Annotated in this window: 19 protein-coding genes; 11 read left to right on the forward strand and 8 right to left on the reverse strand. The window is 62.4% G+C overall.

Features of this window, described 5'->3' with window-relative positions; all coding sequences use genetic code 11:
• Positions 1-13 precede the first annotated feature (13 nt).
• The 6 genes from PZ897_RS12965 (at position 14) to PZ897_RS12990 (ending at position 3,378) form a co-directional block, all read left to right on the forward strand.
• The gene (locus tag PZ897_RS12965) at positions 14-454 is read left to right on the forward strand and encodes a hypothetical protein (protein ID WP_275752748.1); all 441 of its coding nucleotides are present in this window, start codon (positions 14-16) and stop codon (positions 452-454) included.
• On the forward strand, positions 451-1,167 hold the full coding sequence (locus PZ897_RS12970) for a MotA/TolQ/ExbB proton channel family protein (protein ID WP_275752749.1): 717 nt from the start codon (positions 451-453) through the stop codon (positions 1,165-1,167). Before PZ897_RS12965 ends, PZ897_RS12970 begins: the two co-directional genes overlap by 4 nt.
• The gene (locus tag PZ897_RS12975; protein ID WP_275752751.1) at positions 1,157-1,543 is read left to right on the forward strand and encodes a biopolymer transporter ExbD; all 387 of its coding nucleotides are present in this window, start codon (positions 1,157-1,159) and stop codon (positions 1,541-1,543) included. Before PZ897_RS12970 ends, PZ897_RS12975 begins: the two co-directional genes overlap by 11 nt.
• Positions 1,544-1,552: 9 nt before the next feature.
• The gene (locus PZ897_RS12980; protein ID WP_275752752.1) at positions 1,553-1,960 is read left to right on the forward strand and encodes a biopolymer transporter ExbD; all 408 of its coding nucleotides are present in this window, start codon (positions 1,553-1,555) and stop codon (positions 1,958-1,960) included.
• Positions 1,957-2,952, forward strand: coding sequence for a TonB family protein (locus tag PZ897_RS12985; RefSeq protein ID WP_275752754.1), 996 nt, complete (start codon positions 1,957-1,959; stop codon positions 2,950-2,952). The genes PZ897_RS12980 and PZ897_RS12985 overlap by 4 nt, the downstream gene beginning before the upstream one ends.
• A 111-nt stretch (positions 2,953-3,063) precedes the next feature.
• The gene (locus PZ897_RS12990; RefSeq protein ID WP_275752756.1) at positions 3,064-3,378 is read left to right on the forward strand and encodes an antibiotic biosynthesis monooxygenase; all 315 of its coding nucleotides are present in this window, start codon (positions 3,064-3,066) and stop codon (positions 3,376-3,378) included.
• Between the two features lie 101 nt (positions 3,379-3,479).
• Here PZ897_RS12990 and PZ897_RS12995 read toward each other — a convergent pair whose 3' ends face one another.
• The 5 genes from PZ897_RS12995 to PZ897_RS13015 all read right to left on the reverse strand — a co-directional run bounded on the left by PZ897_RS12995 (position 3,480) and on the right by PZ897_RS13015 (position 9,046).
• A complete protein-coding gene (locus PZ897_RS12995) occupies positions 3,480-5,114 on the reverse strand; it encodes an FGGY-family carbohydrate kinase (protein WP_275752757.1) in 1,635 nt (544 codons plus the stop codon).
• A 25-nt stretch (positions 5,115-5,139) separates the two neighbouring features.
• Positions 5,140-5,868: an SDR family oxidoreductase gene (locus tag PZ897_RS13000; protein ID WP_275752758.1), complete on the reverse strand. Its 729-nt coding sequence runs from the start codon at positions 5,866-5,868 to the stop codon at positions 5,140-5,142.
• Positions 5,869-5,887: 19 nt separating this feature from the next.
• Positions 5,888-7,135 (reverse strand): sugar ABC transporter permease, encoded by a 1,248-nt coding sequence (locus PZ897_RS13005; protein ID WP_275752760.1) that lies wholly within the window; start codon positions 7,133-7,135, stop codon positions 5,888-5,890.
• Positions 7,132-7,938, reverse strand: coding sequence for an ATP-binding cassette domain-containing protein (locus PZ897_RS13010; RefSeq protein WP_275752762.1), 807 nt, complete (start codon positions 7,936-7,938; stop codon positions 7,132-7,134). The genes PZ897_RS13005 and PZ897_RS13010 overlap by 4 nt, the downstream gene beginning before the upstream one ends.
• Positions 7,939-8,002: 64 nt before the next feature.
• Positions 8,003-9,046 (reverse strand): sugar ABC transporter substrate-binding protein, encoded by a 1,044-nt coding sequence (locus PZ897_RS13015; protein ID WP_275752886.1) that lies wholly within the window; start codon positions 9,044-9,046, stop codon positions 8,003-8,005.
• A gap of 247 nt (positions 9,047-9,293) precedes the next feature.
• Here PZ897_RS13015 and PZ897_RS13020 point away from each other — a divergent pair, with 247 nt between their 5' ends.
• The gene (locus PZ897_RS13020) at positions 9,294-10,292 is read left to right on the forward strand and encodes a LacI family DNA-binding transcriptional regulator (protein ID WP_275752764.1); all 999 of its coding nucleotides are present in this window, start codon (positions 9,294-9,296) and stop codon (positions 10,290-10,292) included.
• A 258-nt stretch (positions 10,293-10,550) separates the two neighbouring features.
• Here the strand turns inward: PZ897_RS13020 and PZ897_RS13025 are convergent, their stop codons facing one another.
• Both PZ897_RS13025 and PZ897_RS13030 read right to left on the reverse strand, forming a co-directional pair.
• Positions 10,551-10,892, reverse strand: a complete 342-nt coding sequence (locus PZ897_RS13025) for a YnfA family protein (RefSeq protein WP_140197623.1) — start codon at positions 10,890-10,892, stop codon at positions 10,551-10,553.
• A complete protein-coding gene (locus PZ897_RS13030; protein WP_045681275.1) occupies positions 10,889-11,329 on the reverse strand; it encodes a helix-turn-helix domain-containing protein in 441 nt (146 codons plus the stop codon). The genes PZ897_RS13025 and PZ897_RS13030 overlap by 4 nt, the downstream gene beginning before the upstream one ends.
• A gap of 92 nt (positions 11,330-11,421) precedes the next feature.
• On the opposite strand from PZ897_RS13030, the gene PZ897_RS13035 reads away from it, so the two are divergent.
• Positions 11,422-13,653, forward strand: a complete 2,232-nt coding sequence (locus PZ897_RS13035) for a heavy metal translocating P-type ATPase (protein ID WP_208997431.1) — start codon at positions 11,422-11,424, stop codon at positions 13,651-13,653.
• A 140-nt stretch (positions 13,654-13,793) separates the two neighbouring features.
• Positions 13,794-14,150: an ion channel gene (locus PZ897_RS13040; RefSeq protein WP_208990406.1), complete on the forward strand. Its 357-nt coding sequence runs from the start codon at positions 13,794-13,796 to the stop codon at positions 14,148-14,150.
• A gap of 53 nt (positions 14,151-14,203) precedes the next feature.
• Here PZ897_RS13040 and PZ897_RS13045 read toward each other — a convergent pair whose 3' ends face one another.
• The gene (locus tag PZ897_RS13045; RefSeq protein WP_082724933.1) at positions 14,204-14,665 is read right to left on the reverse strand and encodes a cytochrome c; all 462 of its coding nucleotides are present in this window, start codon (positions 14,663-14,665) and stop codon (positions 14,204-14,206) included.
• A gap of 81 nt (positions 14,666-14,746) precedes the next feature.
• On the opposite strand from PZ897_RS13045, the gene PZ897_RS13050 reads away from it, so the two are divergent.
• Together PZ897_RS13050 and PZ897_RS13055 are read left to right on the forward strand one after the other, a co-directional pair.
• Positions 14,747-15,145, forward strand: coding sequence for a hypothetical protein (locus tag PZ897_RS13050; RefSeq protein ID WP_045681279.1), 399 nt, complete (start codon positions 14,747-14,749; stop codon positions 15,143-15,145).
• 72 nt (positions 15,146-15,217) lie between these two features.
• Entirely contained in the window at positions 15,218-16,771 is a 1,554-nt protein-coding gene (locus PZ897_RS13055; RefSeq protein WP_062563567.1) for a multicopper oxidase domain-containing protein, read from the forward strand.
• The last annotated feature ends 37 nt before the right edge of the window (positions 16,772-16,808 follow it).

A 16,808-nucleotide genomic window follows, 5' to 3' on the forward strand; every position in this document is an offset into this window, starting at 1 on the left:
CGAGGCGATGAACATGAAATGTGCCAGTTCCGGGTCCGCAATCCGGGCCGTCATCCTGGGTCTTGCGATTGCCGCTTCGCCTGCACACTCCGAAACCGGCGTGCAGGCCAGGCTTTCGCTCGACCTCAACGCGGTCGAGCAGATCGAGCAGGCCTGCCGGCTGGTGTTTGTTGTGACCAATACGACCGGGAAGTCGATTGAGGAAATGACCCTTGAAACCGTCCTGTTCGATCAGGGCGGCAAGGTCAGCCGCTTCACCCTGTTCGATTTCAAGGCATTGCCGCAAGGCAAGCCACGGGTTCGGCAATTTGATCTGCCGGACACCCACTGCGCCGCGGTTGCCCGGATTCTGATCAATGGCGCTGCCTCGTGCAAGGGCGAAGGTCTCACAGGCACGGAGTGCATCGATCATCTGGATGTCAAAAGCTCAACCAGGACGGAGATCGCAGGATGACCATTTTTGAAAACCCGCTTGAGCGGTTCCAGCACTTCATCAGCGTTGGCGGACCCGTTGTCGTGCTGTTGCTGGCGCTCTCGCTCATCGCCGTGGCGACAATCTTGTTCAAGCTCTGGCAATTCAGCGCCCTCGATGTTGGCGCCCGGCCACGGGTTGATCCGCCGATACGCCTGAAGGGCAACAGCGGGCGTGGCGACCGCGTGCAGCTTGACCGGATGCCGGCCGGTTTGCGCGACATTGTCGAGCTGGCAAGCCGGTTGAAGCATCTGCACGATGAAAACCGCATTTCACGCGGCGCGCTGGAGGAGCAACTGATGCTCTCGGCCTCCACCCAGATCAATGGCATTCAGTCGGGTTTCCGGATCCTCGAGTCCATCGCCCAGACCGCACCACTGATCGGCCTGTTCGGCACGGTTCTGGGAATGATCACCGCGTTTCAGGCGCTGCAGCACTCGGGCAACAATGTCGATCCTTCGATCCTGGCCGGCGGCATCTGGGTCGCGCTGCTGACCACGGCGGTCGGGCTCGGCGTGGCGATGCCGACAAGCATGGCGCTGACCTATTTTGAAAGCCGGGTTGAAAGGCACAAGCTGGCGCTTGAAACGGCAGTGGCGCACGTTCTCAACCCATCGATCTATGAGGCGTTGAACGAGCCGCAGAGAACACCTCAAACGGCTGGCTCGCCCTTGGTATCCGCCCATGCGGTTTGAAGCATCAAGCAGACACAGGCGGCGGATCTCGATGACCTCGCTCATCGATGTGATCTTCCTGCTTTTGCTGTTTTTCATGCTGTCATCGACATTCTCGCGGTTTGCCGATGTCGAATTGGGAACACGTGGCGGCACAGGTGCGGCTGCCGCTGATCTGGTTCCGGCCTTCATCAAGCTGTCGGAGGGTCGAACTTCCCTCAATGGCGCTCCGCTGCCTGTCGACGATCTCGCCCGCGAGCTTGCGCACCAGCAATCTGTGAACCGGATCAATGTGTTGATTGTGTCCGTGGATGCCACGGCGAATTCCCAACAGCTGGTCGACATTTTGCTGATTGCCCGCAAACTGCCGGGCCTTGGCCTGCAAATCGTTCAATAGGCCGATCCGATGCACCTGTCCTCCAGCCAAACCCGCCGGAGCAAAGCCGAACCGACGATCGCGCTGATCAACATCGTTTTCCTGATGCTGATCTTCTTTCTTGTGGCTGCCCAGATCGCGCCGCCGCTTGAGCAGGGCGTCAAGCTGGTCTCGACAACGGACCTGGACAACCGCGAACCGCCGGACGCGCTGGTGGTGATGGCGGACGGGCTGATGACGTATCGCGGCGCCTCGGTCACACCGGCGCATTATGTAACCATCAAGCAGGAAGCCGGCCCCGATGATCTCGACATCATCCGGCTGGTGCCGGACCGGGATCTCAGTGCGGTCAAACTCATTCAGATCAGCGCTGAACTGAAGGCCCTCGGGGCCGGCAAGATCATGCTGGTGACCGAGCAGGGGCTGGAGATGAAATGACCGGTATGTCGAAACTGCGTCTGGCGGCACTCCTGGCCCTGTCGGGATCGGCCATTCTCCACGTTGCCGCGATGGCGATCGCGCCTTCGCGCCAGGCCCCTGTGCAGATCGAAGGCAGCCAGGCCACCGAGATGGCAGCGCTGGGCAGCAGCTTTGCCGATCTGGTCAGGGCGGGAGACAGGTTTGAACCTGCTGTCCCTGTCGAGCACTCGCGTCTTGTCGAGGCACAGCAACCGCCGCTTGAAACCGCAACCGGGTCCGTGCCGCCGCTCCAACCCAGCGTGACCGTTGCCGCGTCCAGTCCGGTGACCGCTCTGGCTGCGGCGCCAGCCTCTCCGGCGCCTGGTTTACCGGTACCGTTGACGAAGAATCCCGAAGCGGCACTGCCCGCGCTGATCCGGCCGGTCACGCCCAAATCCGTCCCGCCCGCGTCGACGCCGGTCAAACCGGTGCAAGCCGCCGACGAGCCGGACAAGCTATCGCCGGCCAAAGCGGCAAGAACGATCGAGCCGATCCAAGCGCCAGCGCCGGAGCCGGGTCTGCAACGGATACCCAAACCAAAACCAAAACCCGTTCGCAAACCGGCAAGGAATAAGCCGGACACGGGCCAGAAGGTCGCCAACGCGAAGATCGACAGCAAAGCCGGATCGCACGAAGGCCGGGCATCGGCAAAGGCCGCACCCGGCGGCAAGGCCAGGTCAACATCGAAAACCGGCGCCACCGGAAATGCTGCTGCCGCGAATTACCCGGGCAAGGTGTATGCAAGGATTGCCCGAACCCGCCAGACAAATTCCGGAGGCCGCGGTGTTGCCTATGTCCGCTTCAAGGTGGCATCAAGCGGCAAGGCATCGTCGGTTTCGGTGTCACGAAGTTCCGGCAACTCACGCGTCGACCGCGCCGCCATCGCCCACATCAAGCGGGCCTCACCCTTCCCCAAGCCTCCCGCGGGTGCTCAAACCAGCTTTGTCATTCCCGTCGAGTTCCGGAGATAGTCAGGTGATCGCGATCCAGACACCCGCTCCGGGCGGCGGGCACCCCAAAACTGCAGGGCGATCAAACCCGCAGAAGTTAAACCTCAAACCGTAAACCCAGGAGACACCACCATGTACATCGCCATGAACCGCTTCATCGTCAACGAAGGCCACGAGACGGCGTTTGAGAACCTCTGGCGCAATCGGAATTCCAGCCTCAAGCAAATGCCAGGCTTCGAGACCTTCCATCTGCTGAAAGGGCCGCGCAACGAAGAAACCCGGCAGACGCTTTATGCGTCACACACGGTCTGGCAGTCGCACCAGCATTTCCTTGACTGGACCAGGTCTGAAAGCTTCCGCAATTCCCACAGGAATGCGGGCTCCAACAAGGGCATGTATGCCGGGCACCCGACATTCGAAGGTTTCACCGCAATCCTGGACGCATAAGGACAAGGTCTCCTGATCCGAGACGGCATAACCCCGCCGCAAGATGGCCGCATGCGGCGGGGTGGGAAGCAAACCGGCTCAGCAACGATCGGCAAGCCTCGTCAGGCGGTGTCCGCAGCCGTTCTTGCAACCGCCTGCAACTGTTCGAATATGTCGAACCGGGCGTGGTGAAAGTCGCGAACAGCCCCTGTCTGCGGTTGATAGCGCGATGAAAAGGATGACATCCGGGCCATCGCCTTGTGAATATCGTCATGAATTCCAGCGGCAACACTTCCCAGAATTGCCGCCCCGAGAAGAACGGGTTCTTCGGTTGCAGGCGCAGCAATCTCGACCCCTGTTGCATCGGCCAGCAACTGCCGGACCAGATCACTGCGGCCCGCGCCGCCGCTGATGACGATGCGGTCCACCTTGGCTCCCGCCCTGGCTTGCGCATCGATGATCTGGCGCAAGCCATAGGCAATGCCGCACAGGCCGGCGATGTAAAGCGCTACGAGGCTGTCGATGTCTCGTTCCATCCCCAGGCCGGCAATGACCGCGCGGGTTTTCGGATCTGCATGCGGCGCCCGGTTGCCCAGGAATTCCGGCACCACATGGACGGAGCCAGCCAGTGCGCCCGCATTGGAACTGCCATTCAACATGGCGTCGGCGCGCTGCGCCAGCCAGGCCGGCAGGGACAGCTCCTCGCGCGCAGCTTCCGCCTGGGCTTCCGCAGCATGGGGATGAAAATCAAGCAGTTGGTCGATGGCTGCCCCGGCCGCGGACTGGCCGCCCTCATTGAGCCAAAGGCCCGGGACCATCGCGGAAAAATACGGCCCCCATACGCCCGGCACGAAGACCGGTTCGCGGGTGGTGGTCATGGTGCATGAGGACGTTCCGAACACATAGGCGAGATTGGCCTCGGCGCCGCCGCCTCCCTCTGCCCCGACAGATCCGATACCACCTGCATGGGCGTCGATCAGGCCAGCCGCCACGGGCGTTCCGGGCAGAAGCCCCAGATCGTTTGCAGCCTGATTGGTCAGGCCCGACCCCAGCGATGAGCCGGCGGCAACCACATTCGTGCCTATGCGCTCAAAGCCCTCGTCAACCAGCTCCTGCAGTCCGATGGCGTTGAAATAGTCAGGATCCCATCTGTTTTCATGCGCCAGATAGGTCCATTTGCAGGTCAATGTGCAGATCGACCGGGAGAGATCGCCCGAGGCTCTCCAGGTCAGATAATCGGTCAGATCCATGAATTGCCAGGCCTTGGCGAAAATGTCCGGACGGTTCTCCTTGAGCCACAGCAGTTTCGGCGTTTCCATCTCGGGCGAAATCTGGCCGCCCACATAGGCGAGGACCTTGTGGCCACTCGCATTTATGCGTTCGGCCTGCTTTACCGCCCGATGGTCCATCCACAGCATGATATTGCGATCAGGCTGTTTCGGGTTTCCCACAGGCAGGGGTGTGCCGTTCTCGCCGAGCACCACCAGTGAACATGTGGCATCAAAACCTACGCCGCGAATTTGTTCTGGCGCCACACCTGCTGCGGCCACCGCACCGCGCACCGACGTTAGAACTGCCTGCCAGATGTCTTCGCTCGATTGCTCGACCACATCGGCGCCTTCACGGTAAATCGGCACTGGAGATTTTTCGGTACCAACCAAGCGTCCGTCTGTCGTGAAGACACCTGCGCGGGCGCTCCCTGTCCCCACATCTATTCCAAGTACATAACCGCCTGAGCCATTGTCCAATTTGGTCATGGGTTCCCTCCAATGCTTGAACCGGTCACAGATCAACACTGTTTGGCAGAATCACCATGTCGCGGATCACGACACCGCGAGGACGCGTCAGCATGAACAAGACGGCTTCGGCAACTTCGCGCGGCTGCATCAGCGACCCATTGGCAAGCGCTTCTTCCATTTTTTCCTTGGGCCAGTCGTCAAGCAGAGCCGTGACGACTGGCCCGGGGAGGACGGCACCCATGCGGATGCCGTGTTGCGAAACCTGGCGGCGCGTGGCGTGAAGAAACGCCTGCACCGCAAATTTCGACGCCGTGTAGATCGGTTCCCAGACCACCGGAACAACGCCCGCGACAGAGCTGGTAAATATGACATCACCGCTTTTGCGCGCAATCATGCCCGGCAAAACGGCCTGCACACTTCGGAACGCCGCGTTGATGTTGAGATTGAGAACCCGGTCCCATTCGTCCGGATTTCCCTCCGCGGCAGCCCCGCCGACATAGGCGCCCGCATTGGCATGAAAGATATCGAGCGGGCCGACCAATGCTTCGATCTGCGGCGCCATCGCTGACACTGCGGGACCGTCGAGAAGATCGATCACGAGCGGTTTTGCAGTCTCGCCCAAATCTTCGCAGAGTTCGTTCAGCCGGTCTTTCGCCCGGTCGATCAGCACCACATGCGCACCTTCTTCTACCAGGATCCGGGCACATTCGAGTCCGATCCCCGAGGCCGCACCGGTGATGGCTGCGGTTTTGTTTTCCATCTTTTTGTTCATTGCATTTTCTCCTGGGACCCTAGGCGCGACCGTGGCTTGCGCGCGACCGGCGTGCGAGCGAGTCAACGATGACCGCAATGGCAAGGACGGCACCTGTGATCATGTAGCGAAGTGACGAGCTCAGATTGAGCAGTGTCAGACCGTTGGAAATTGCCATGATGACGAGAACACCCAACAAGGCAGACCAGGCCGACCCGCGCCCACCGAACAGTGACGTGCCGCCGATCACCGCCGCAGCGATCGCATTGAGGTTGACGTCACCGGTCCCGGCCTGCTGGCTGGCAGACGCAAGGCGGGCGGCGGCGAACACGCCTCCCAGGGCCGCCAAGGTCGAACACACCACGAAGGCCGACAGCCGGATGCGCTGGACGTTGATCCCCGAGCGGCGGGCGGCTTCGGCATTCCCGCCCACGGCAAACATCGACCGGCCCCATTGGGTCCGGGTCAGGGCGTAATCAAGCATCATGACGAAAAGCACGAAAACGCCGAACATCCAGGGCACGCCGCGCCCCTGCTCCAAATAGAACACTGCCAGGACCAGCGCGGCTGTCAGAGATGCGGCCTTGACGACCGTCACACTCATCCCGGAAGAGGAGAGGTTGGCCGCAGTTCGTCGTTGATTGGTGCGGATGCCGCCAATCACCATCAGCGCGCCGGGAATGACGGCAACCAGATAGGAGAGCCATGCCGGCATGATCATGATCTGTCCGAACCGCACGAGCGCCGAGGTGAAGGGCATATTGATCGATCCGGTCGGCCCCAGAATATAGAGTTGCATTCCCAGGAGCGCCAGCAGCCCTGCCAGGGTTGCCACGAAACTTGGCATCTCGAAGCGGTTGCGCAAAAAGCCGTACACGAGCCCGACCACCGCGCCAGAGAGCAGCACGGCAAGGATCGTGGCAGGCAAGGGAATGCCCATATTGATCCAGAGCACACCGGTAATGGCGGAGGCAAGACCGCTCATCGAGCCGATCGACAGGTCGATCTCTCCAAGCAAGAGAACGCAGACGACGCCGAGCGAAATGAAGCCCACGGCTGCTGCATCAAACAGCAGGTTCACAAGGTTGTTGGGTGCAAGAAAGATCGGGTTGAGGGTGCTGAAAACCACCGAAATCAGCAGCAGACCGACGACGACCGGCAGCATTCCAAGATCACCCGAGCGAACCCGGTCGGTAAAGCCGCGCAGTGCACCTGACAGGCCCGCGTCATGGCGCAGGCGCGTGTCGGCGCGATCAAGTTGCGGAGTGGATTGGGTTTCCTGTGTCATTGGTTTTCACTCACGGGCTCTAGTTGGCGGGCTGCACGGCGCGAGACCGAGTTTTCGCTGGCGCCGGTAATGGCCGCCACGAGATCCTGATGCGATGTCTCGGCGGTGAAGACGCCATTGTTTTTCCCCAGCCGCAACACGACGACGCGGTCTGCGACAGCGCGGACATCTTCCATATTGTGCGAAATCAGAATGACGCCATGACCGCGATCACGGACCCGCTCGATCAGATTGAGGACCTCTGCGGTCTGCGCCACACCCAGTGCTGCAGTCGGTTCGTCCAGCATGATGATTTTGGGATCCAGCAGCAACGAGCGCGCGATCGCCACCGTCTGCCGCTGGCCACCCGAAAGAGAGGCGATCGGCTCGCGCACTGACGGGATGCGGGCTGCCAGTTCCTTCAGCAGCGTCCAGGCGCGGACTTCCATTTGCACCTCGTCCATGCGCCACGGCGAAATTTCATGGCCGAGAAAGAGGTTGGCAACAACATCGAGGTTCTCACACAGCGCCAGATCCTGGAAAACCGTGGCAATGCCCATCTCCAGCGCTTTGCCGGGCGTATCCAGCGTCACCGGCTTTCCGAGATACTCGATGGTGCCGGAGGTCGGTTGGTGCACACCGGCCAGTACCTTGACCAGCGTCGACTTGCCCGCGCCGTTGTCTCCCACCAGAGCGACAACCTCACCTGAATGGACATCGAGTTCGATGTCTTCCAACGCAGTCACGGCACCGAATTGCTTGCCAATACCCCGCAGGCGAAGAATCGGCTCTCCACGGTCCGGGCCGGTCTGTTGCTGTGTCATGACGTTCCTCTCCCAAAGAATGGTTGCGTGGCGCCATCTTCAGGCGCCACGCATGAGCTCCAATTTATTTGATGTCGAGAGCGGCGCAAGCGTCGGCATATTCGGCCGTGCAGACTTCGGCAACGGTCTGGATGCCCGCGTCGAAGATCTCCGCCTTGATGTTCTCCTTGGTCACCACGGCCGGCACAAACAGCTTGGACGGCGTGTTGTACAGGGTCGTGCTGGCTTCGGGGGTTTCACCCTTGAGCAGCATCACGGCAATCTCGGCAGCCGCAGCGGCGACGATTTCAGACGGCTTGGAAATCGTGTTGTACTGGTCGCCGGCAATGATCAGCTGCAGTGCGGCAATGGTCGCGTCGTTGCCGGTGACGGGCGGAAGCGGATCCACACCCGCAGCCTTCAGAGCTGCAATTGCGCCACCGCCGGTTCCGTCGTTGGCTGCAACGATACCCTTGATGTCGGTGCCAAAACGGGTGATCTGACCAGCAGTCCACTCCTGTGCCCTGGGCGGGGCCCAATCGGGTGTGTCGAACTCGGACAAGGTCTTGTAGGGCGACGCATCTAGCGCGCGATCAATCCCGTCACGGATCAGGCCGGCTGCCGCATCGGTGGGCGAACCGTTGATTTGAAGAACCCCTGCGCCTTCCGGCACACCCTCGGCCTGCAGATGCTCGACCAGTGACTGTGCAATGGCGTAGCCGATGCCTTCATTGTCGAACGACACATAGAAGTCCGCCGGCGAGTCCGGGATCGGACGGTCGTAAGCGATAACCTTGACATCCTGGGAGTGGGCGATCTGCACCAGCGCAGCGGCGGCAGCCGAATCCACCGGGTCAAGAACGACCACGCTCGCACCCTGGGTGATGACTGAGTTGAACTGCTGCTGCTGAAGCGCAACATCGGCGTTGCCGTTCTGGTAGATCAATGTGCAGTCCGGGCATGCCTTGGCCATGGCCGCCTGAAAGCCGGGCCAATCGTGCTCTTCGTAACGTGTCGAAGCCTGATCGGGCATAAGGAAAGCAACCGTCTGCGCATATACCGGCGTGGCGAACATGGCCGCGACGAGCGTCGATGCGGCCGCAAGCAAAGTGGTCCTGGTCATGTGAATTTTCCTCCAAAAACATGTGAGCGAATCTTGTGCGGAGGACGGATGACAAAGGCGATGCCGCAGCTCTGACCGCCCGTCGGAACGGGTTGCTGCGGCTCGCATTGATGTCCTCCCCCGCACATATTCAGGTGCGCAATCGAATGAACAGCGTGCTCATTCGATTGAGCAAACATTGCTCCATCGATTTATCTGAGTCAAGATGCATTTCCAAACCGCCGGTAAACAGCGTCAGGCCGAGAAGGACGAGATGGATAAATATACAAAAAGAACAACAATTTACGATCTTGCGACGCTGGCCGGCGCCTCTCCGAGCGCGGTCAGTTCCATCCTCAACGGGACCTGGAAGAAGCGAAGAATCGGCCAGAAGCTGGCTGATCGCGTCATCCGGCTTGCGGAAGAACAGGGATACGCTGTCAATGTTCAGGCCAGTCTGCTGAGAAGGGAGCGGTCCAACATTGTCGGGATGATCGTTCCAAAATACGACAACCGCTATTTTGGCAAGATTGCAGAGCAATTCGAACAGGTCGCGCGCGAGCACGAGCTTTTTCCGGTCATCACCTGCACACAGCGCGATCCGGAACTGGAATTCGAAGCCGCCAAGGAACTCGTTTCATACCGGGCTGAATGCGTTATCTCGACCGGCGCAACCGACCCGGATCGCATATCCGCGTTTTGTCGGGCATCGGGCGTGCAATCGATCAATCTGGATTTGCCGGGCAGCGACGCGCCTTCGGTGATCTCGGACAACTACACCGCGGCCCGAGATCTGACCGATCTCATTCTTGATCGTTGTGAGAAGGACCTGGGCTGGAGCGGCCCCTTGAAATTCCTCGGTGGCCGATTGACCGACCACAATACGGCTGCGCGCCTCGAAGGCTTTCTGGCGGCCCAGAGCGCCCGCGGCATTTCGGTTCCCGATGCGTATATCATGGCATCCGGCTACTCAGCCGAGAAAGCAGCGCAAGCCCTCGCAGGCTTCGTGCCCGATGGCCCTTCCGGCCTGTTCGTCAACTCGACCATTTCGCTTGAGGGCGTTGTCCGCTGGCACAGCGAACTGGCGACTGGCGCCGGCTGGATAAGATATGGCTGTTTTGACTGGGACCCGTTCGGCTCGTTCCTCCCGGGCAATGTCGGAATGGTCGAACAGGATGTCACCGCCATGCTGGACACTGCCTTCGCGCTGATCGGCACGCAAACCGAATCGAAGGAACGAATATTGATCCCCTGCATCCTTCGGGCTTTCTAGATTTCCGATCCCCGAGTCTGAGCCGCTGATTGCCACCGAAATCAAGAATTATTTCATAAAATCAGATTTTTAAGAAAACAAATGGCGGAGGGGATGGGTCTGACGTCCAACCTTCTCCAGTATAAGTCATTGATTTTATTTGATGCGCACAGCTGCTACGCTGGAAGAGCGGGAGTCCGTCCGCAAAGGTTGGCTCTATCGTGATGTCGGCAACGATGAGCGGCAGTCGGCTGCCTTGATCTTGGAGAGCACCCCCGATCATCCACCAGCCGCCCTCGGCGCCAACAGGATGACGGCCGCACCGGCGAGGCAGATTGCGGCACCTGTCAGGTCCCAAGTGTCCGGGCGCTGCTTCTCGATGAGCCACAGCCAGAGGAGCGAGGCTGCGATATAGACCCCGCCATAAGCTGCGTAGGCCCGCCCCGCAAAATCGGAGGGGGCAAGGGTCAGGAGCCAAGCGAAGACGGCCAGGCTCAGGAGGCCGGGGACCAGCCAGAGCGCGCTCGCGCCTTGCCGCATCCATGCCCAGACCGCAAAGCAGCCCGCAATCTCGGCCAGAGCGGCACCGATGTAGATGGCGAGGGTGCCGGGTGCGTTCACGATGCCGCCTCGCTCTCCGGATGCTGGTGATCGGTTGCGCATAGCGAATGGTCGCCCAGAACTTCAATGACCCGGCAATCGGCAATCCGACCGCCTGCACATTGCACGACCATGCGCTCAAGTTCGCCTTTCAGCGCAGTCAGGCGCGCAAGGCGGCTTTCAACCTCGGCCAGCTGCGCCCTGGCGATGACATCGGCGGCTGCGCAGGATTGATCGGGTCTGTCAGAGAGACTCAGAAGGTCTCGGATAGCGTCCAGCGGAAAACCGAGCTCCCGCGCATGGCGGATGAAGGCTAGCCGATCCAGTGCCGACTGCCCATAGAGCCGCTGGTTCCCGGCACTGCGATCTGGCTCCGGCAGGAGCCCGATCTGCTCGTAGTAGCGGATCGTCGGAACCTTCACGCCGGCCGCTTCGCCCAATTTTCCGATGGTGAGCATCAGATTTCCTCTTGAAGCTATAGCTACTAGAGACCTTAGGTTCCCGACTCAGCAAATACAATGTTGCCCGCTGGGCGGGTTGGAAGGGCGTGATGACGGCGAACGACAGTGCAACCTACGAATGGACGGTTTCCGGGATGGACTGTGCGTCGTGCGCCGGCAAGGTCCGGGGTGCGGTCGAACGCCTGCCTGGCGTGAGCGACGTCGATGTGGCGCTAATGACCGAGCGGCTTCGGCTGACTCTGGATGAAGGGCAGACCCCTCGCAACCAGATCGAAGCAATCGTCAAGCGGCTCGGCTACGGGATCGCGGCGAAAGGATCGAGCCCCGATCGGAAAGGCTTCGTGCTGCCGGACGATGAGCAAGCGTCCCGTGCGGACGGCTCGCGAGATGCCGCAGGACTCGAGCCCAACGCTGGATCGACAGGGCCCGAGAGCGGTCCCGGACCCGGTTCGCGTTGGTATCAGACCGCGAAGGGCAGACTGGTGATCGGCACCGGTCTCCTCCTCGCGGCGGCATGGGCCGTGAAACTGCTCGCCTCCCAGGATGTGGCAACGTGGGCATTCATCCTCGCGACGCTCATTGGTGTCGCCCCTATCGCACGCCGCGCCGTCGCGTCCGCCAGAGCGGGGATGCCGTTCACGATCGAGATGCTGATGACAATCGCCGCCAGCGGCGCGCTCGTCATCGACGCCGCCGAGGAAGCGGCGCTCGTCGTCTTCCTCTTCGCCGTCGGGGAGGTTCTCGAAGGTGTTGCGGCGAACAAGGCCCGCGACGGGATCCGGGCGCTCGCTCGTCTGGTACCGAAGACCGCGATCCTGGAGATCGGCGGCCGGACTCGGGTGATACCAGCCGACCAGCTGCAGGTGGACCAGATCGTTCTGGTGCGCCCGGGAGACCGGGTCCCGGCAGATGGCGAAGTTATCGAGGGCACCTCGGGCGTCGATGAGAGCGCCGTCACGGGCGAGAGTGTGCCGAAGCTGAAGGAACCCGGTGCCTCCGTCTTTGCCGGCTCCATCAATTCCGAGGCGGCGCTGCGTGTTCGGGTCACCAAGTCGGCCGAGGACAACACCATTGCCCGTATCATCCGGCTGGTCGAGGAAGCGGAAAGCGCCCGGGCCCCGACCGAGCGCTTCATCGACCGTTTCAGCCGCATCTACATGCCGGCCGTCGTCGGAGTTGCGGTGCTGGTGGCCATCGTCCCGCCCCTCGCGTTCGGGCAAGGCTGGGATACGTGGATCTACCGGGCGCTCGCGCTTCTCCTGATCGGATGCCCCTGCGCGCTGGTGATCTCGGTACCGGCTTCCATCGCCTCTGCGCTTTCTTCAGGCGCGCGTCGCGGGCTGCTGATGAAAGGAGGCGCCGTGATCGAGGCCGCGGCGGCCACCACGCATGTCGCATTCGACAAGACCGGAACCCTGACCCACGGACGGCCGCGCGTCACGGACGTGGTGCCGATCTCGGGATCGGAGACAGAGGTGCTGGCGCTGGCTGCCGCCGTCGAAGCGGGGTCGAGCCATCCTCTGGCGGAGGCGATCCTGTCCCGCGCGGAAGCTGCGGGAGCGCCGTTCCTGGCCGCGACCGCCGCCAAAGCGCTTCCGGGCAAAGGGGCCGAAGCAGTCGTTGAGGGTGAAACCGCCTGGGTGGGCTCTCCACGGTTCGCCGGGGAGCGCGGTGTGTTGGACGACCACGCGCTCCGGGCGGTGGTCGGCATGGAAGATGAAGGCAAGACAGTCGTCGCGGTCTTCCGCCGGAGCCAGTTGGTCGGACTCGTAGCGCTCCGGGACGAACCCCGAGAGGATGCCGCCCGCGCGGTGCAGCAACTCAAGGCGCTTGGCATCGCGTCTGTGATGCTGACCGGCGACAACCGGCGCACGGCAGCAGCCATTTCCGCTGGGCTGGGCATTGACCATCGCGCCGAATTGATGCCCGAAGGCAAGGTCGCCGCGATCCGTGAGATGACCGCCAGAGACCGCGTGATGATGGTGGGCGACGGCATCAACGATGCCCCTGCGCTCGCCACCGCCCACATCGGAGTTGCCATGGGCTCCGGAACGGACGTCGCGCTTGAAACCGCCGACGCCGCGATCCTGCGCAATCGCGTGACCGATGTGGCCGGCAAGATTCGCCTTGCTCGCGCAGCCATGGCGAACATCAGGCAAAATGTGGCGATCGCGCTCGGCCTTAAGGCGGTGTTTCTGGTGACGACGATCCTCGGCATTACCGGGCTGTGGATCGCGATCCTTGCAGATACCGGCGCGACGGTGCTCGTCACACTGAACGCGCTGCGGCTTCTTGCGTTTGATCCGGAACGTGAGGCCTGAGATCAGATCATCGGCAGGGCGATGGTTCCGCTGCCATGCCGCAGGGCCGAGCGCTGAGAACATAAACCTCGGGGTACTGTTCCGCCGCGAGTGCTCAACATGCTGCAACTGGAATCGGGCTTCTGCTCGGTTTCGCGCTGGTGGCCGCCATCTGGTCGCGCACCACTACGGGGCTATTGGCCGTCCGGGGCGTGAAGCCGAACTCGAAAGAGAGACCGCAGGCGGCGATCATGGTGGCGTTCGTCGGGCTGCTCGCGCTCCACACGATTGAAATCCTGGCTTTCGCCGCAGTCTACAGGGCGCTGCAGGGCTGGGGCGTGGGAGGCTTCGACGGCAGCTACGACCCATGCTGGAGCGGCCTGATCTACTTCTCCGGCGTCAACTTCGCCACGCTCGGGTACACGCAGATCGAGGCAACCGGGCCGATACGGATGGTCAACATGATGCAGTCGCTCGGCGGCTTCATGGTGCTGACCTGGTCGGCGACGTTCCTCTAACTCGGTCTGCGAACTGGCCTGGCGCGAGTAGCAGCCGACGACCATGGGGAATGTCAGTTTGCCTCCGACACCCTCTCTTGGTATCGGCGCTCGCGCTCTGGCCATGTGCTCTTGATGTAGTCGAGAACGGCGCGGATGTCCGCGTCGCTCAGCACGTCTGCGAAGCCGGGCATGTCGCTCTCGTATCCGCCGCCGACCACGGCGGCGGTGCCTTCCCTAACGATGCGGAACAGGACATCGTCAGGATGGTGCCAGGTGTGGCCGCTGGCGTCGTGGGGTGGCGCCGGCAACCGGCCGGACGGAAGCGGCGAGCGCCAGCCCGGCTGGCCCTCCAGTTCCGCGCCGTGGCAGGCGGCGCACTGATCCGCATAGATCTGGCGTCCTTGCGCGATGATGTCCGCCGACGCCACGGCGGTGGATGCGGTACCGGCATAACGCCAGCCAGCAAAGACCGCGAGGATCACACCTCCGACGACCAGACCGATCACGACAGTATTTCGGAGAGCTTTTTTCAAGACGTCTATCGCCGATCACTGCGGAATAACATTCGCGTTTGGTCGAGACCACGTTGTGCCAGCGGCGAGGCGCCTGCGACAATGGACATTCTCGTGAGCAATGCCTATCTTTGCAGCATGCTCGAACGTGTCGTCACCATGCTTGCCATACTCGCGATCACCGTGGTGACGACGGTGACCTCCGCGCATGCGACACGCATGAGCATGAATTCCGGTGTGGATCACGCGATGCATGTCGCCGACATGATGCACTCTCCGGTCATTTCGGGCTTCGACTGTGACGCTGGAGAGCACTGTGGATCGGCCGATGCCGAGATGTGCGAGTTCGTATGCGCAGGCCTCTCTGCCTTCCTGACGTCGGCAGGCGAGGAAGCCGGGCACGCCTACGGCGCCGCCAGTCATGACGTCCCGTCCGCGGCAATCCACGTCAGCCGTGCGCCGGGACTGAACGAACGACCTCCCAAGCTCCGTCTCCTCTGAGCGCGCCCGGGCAGACGCCCGAGGCGCCCCATCGGTATTGATGAACGGGACGGAAGTCCCGAGGAGACGACCATGAACATGCTTTCTCGACGCGGCTTTCTTGCCGCAAGTGCGGCCGCCATTGGCGCTGCACACTTGCCCCGCATCGCCTTCGCGCAAGGGGTGGCGCCGATCAGCCTCTCCGCTGCGACGCGCACGCTCGACATCGACGGTCGCGCTGCCACGGTCTTCGGGCTTGCCGGCCCCGGCGGTCAGGGACTGATCCTCGACCCCGGCCAGAGGTTCCGGGTCGATCTGACCAACGACCTGGACGTCGGTACCATCATCCACTGGCACGGACAGATCCCGCCCAACGCGCAGGACGGTGTGCCGGACATGCCGATGCCCCTCCTCGCACCGGGTGAAACCCGATCCTACGACTTCGAGGCACGGCCCGGCACGCACTGGATGCACAGCCATGTGCCCACCCAGGAGATGCAGCTGCTCGCCGCGCCGCTGATCGTGCGCTCGGCCGAGGACGTTGCTGCCGACCGGCAAGACGTCGTGATGTTCCTTCATGACTTCTCCTTCAAGGCCCCCGAGGAGGTTCTGGCCGAGATCGGCGCAGGTCATGGCGGCGGGCACGGCGCGGGCCATGGTGCCGGTGCATTGCCCGATCAGGGCGCTCCCATGGGAGGCATGGGGGCGATGCAGGGCATGGATCACGGGGCCATGGGCCATGGCGCCACGGGCGGCATGCCGATGGGCAACATGCCCCGAATGGGCGGGATGATGGGTATGGGCGGCCAGATGGGCGGCATGGCCATGGACCTGAACGACTATGACTGGGACGCCTATCTCGCCAATGACCGGACCCTGTCGGACCCGGAGGTGGTCCAGGTCGAGCGCGGTGGCCGTATCCGGCTTCGGGTCATCAACGCCGCTGCGGCGACGGTATTCTGGATCGAGACCGGCGGTGCCGAGGCGCGGCTGGTCGCGGTAGATGGGCACGCGGTCGAACCTCTCGCCGGCACGCGGTTCGGTCTGGCAATGGGCCAGCGTCTGGACATCGAGATCGACCTGCCGCACGAAGGCGGCGCCTGGCCGATCCTCGCCCTGCGCGAAGGCGCGCGCGAGCGCACCGGCCTGATCCTCGCCACGCAGGGTGCCGAAGTGCGGCGTCTCGATGCAATGGCGGATGCCGAAGCGCCCGCGTTCGACACCGATCTGGCGCAGGAGGCGCGCCTCATCGCGCTGGACGCTCTGCCGGATCGACCCGTGGACCGCAGCCAGATGCTGATGCTGGGCGGTTCGATGCAGCCGTACGTCTGGACGATAAACGGGGCAGTCTGGGGCCAGCACCAGCCGATCACCGCACGCAGCGGTGAGCGGGTCGTGCTGTCGTTCCACAACATGTCGATGATGGCGCACCCGATGCATCTGCACGGCCATGTGTTCCAGGTCGTCGGGCTGAACGGGCGTCGGGTCGCCGGTGCACTACGCGACACGGTTCACGTGCCACCGATGTCGATGGTCGATGTCGCCCTCGATGTCGGTGAGGCCGCCCGATGGATGCTGCATTGCCACCACATGCCGCACCTTACGACGGGGATGATGACCGAATTCGCGGTCACGGCGTCCGTCTGATCCCAGCGGGTCGTCCGGACATGGCGCCCCGCCCGGC

The organism is Hoeflea sp. YIM 152468, assembly GCF_029210485.1.
In the GTDB taxonomy this organism is placed as follows: domain Bacteria; phylum Pseudomonadota; class Alphaproteobacteria; order Rhizobiales; family Rhizobiaceae; genus Hoeflea.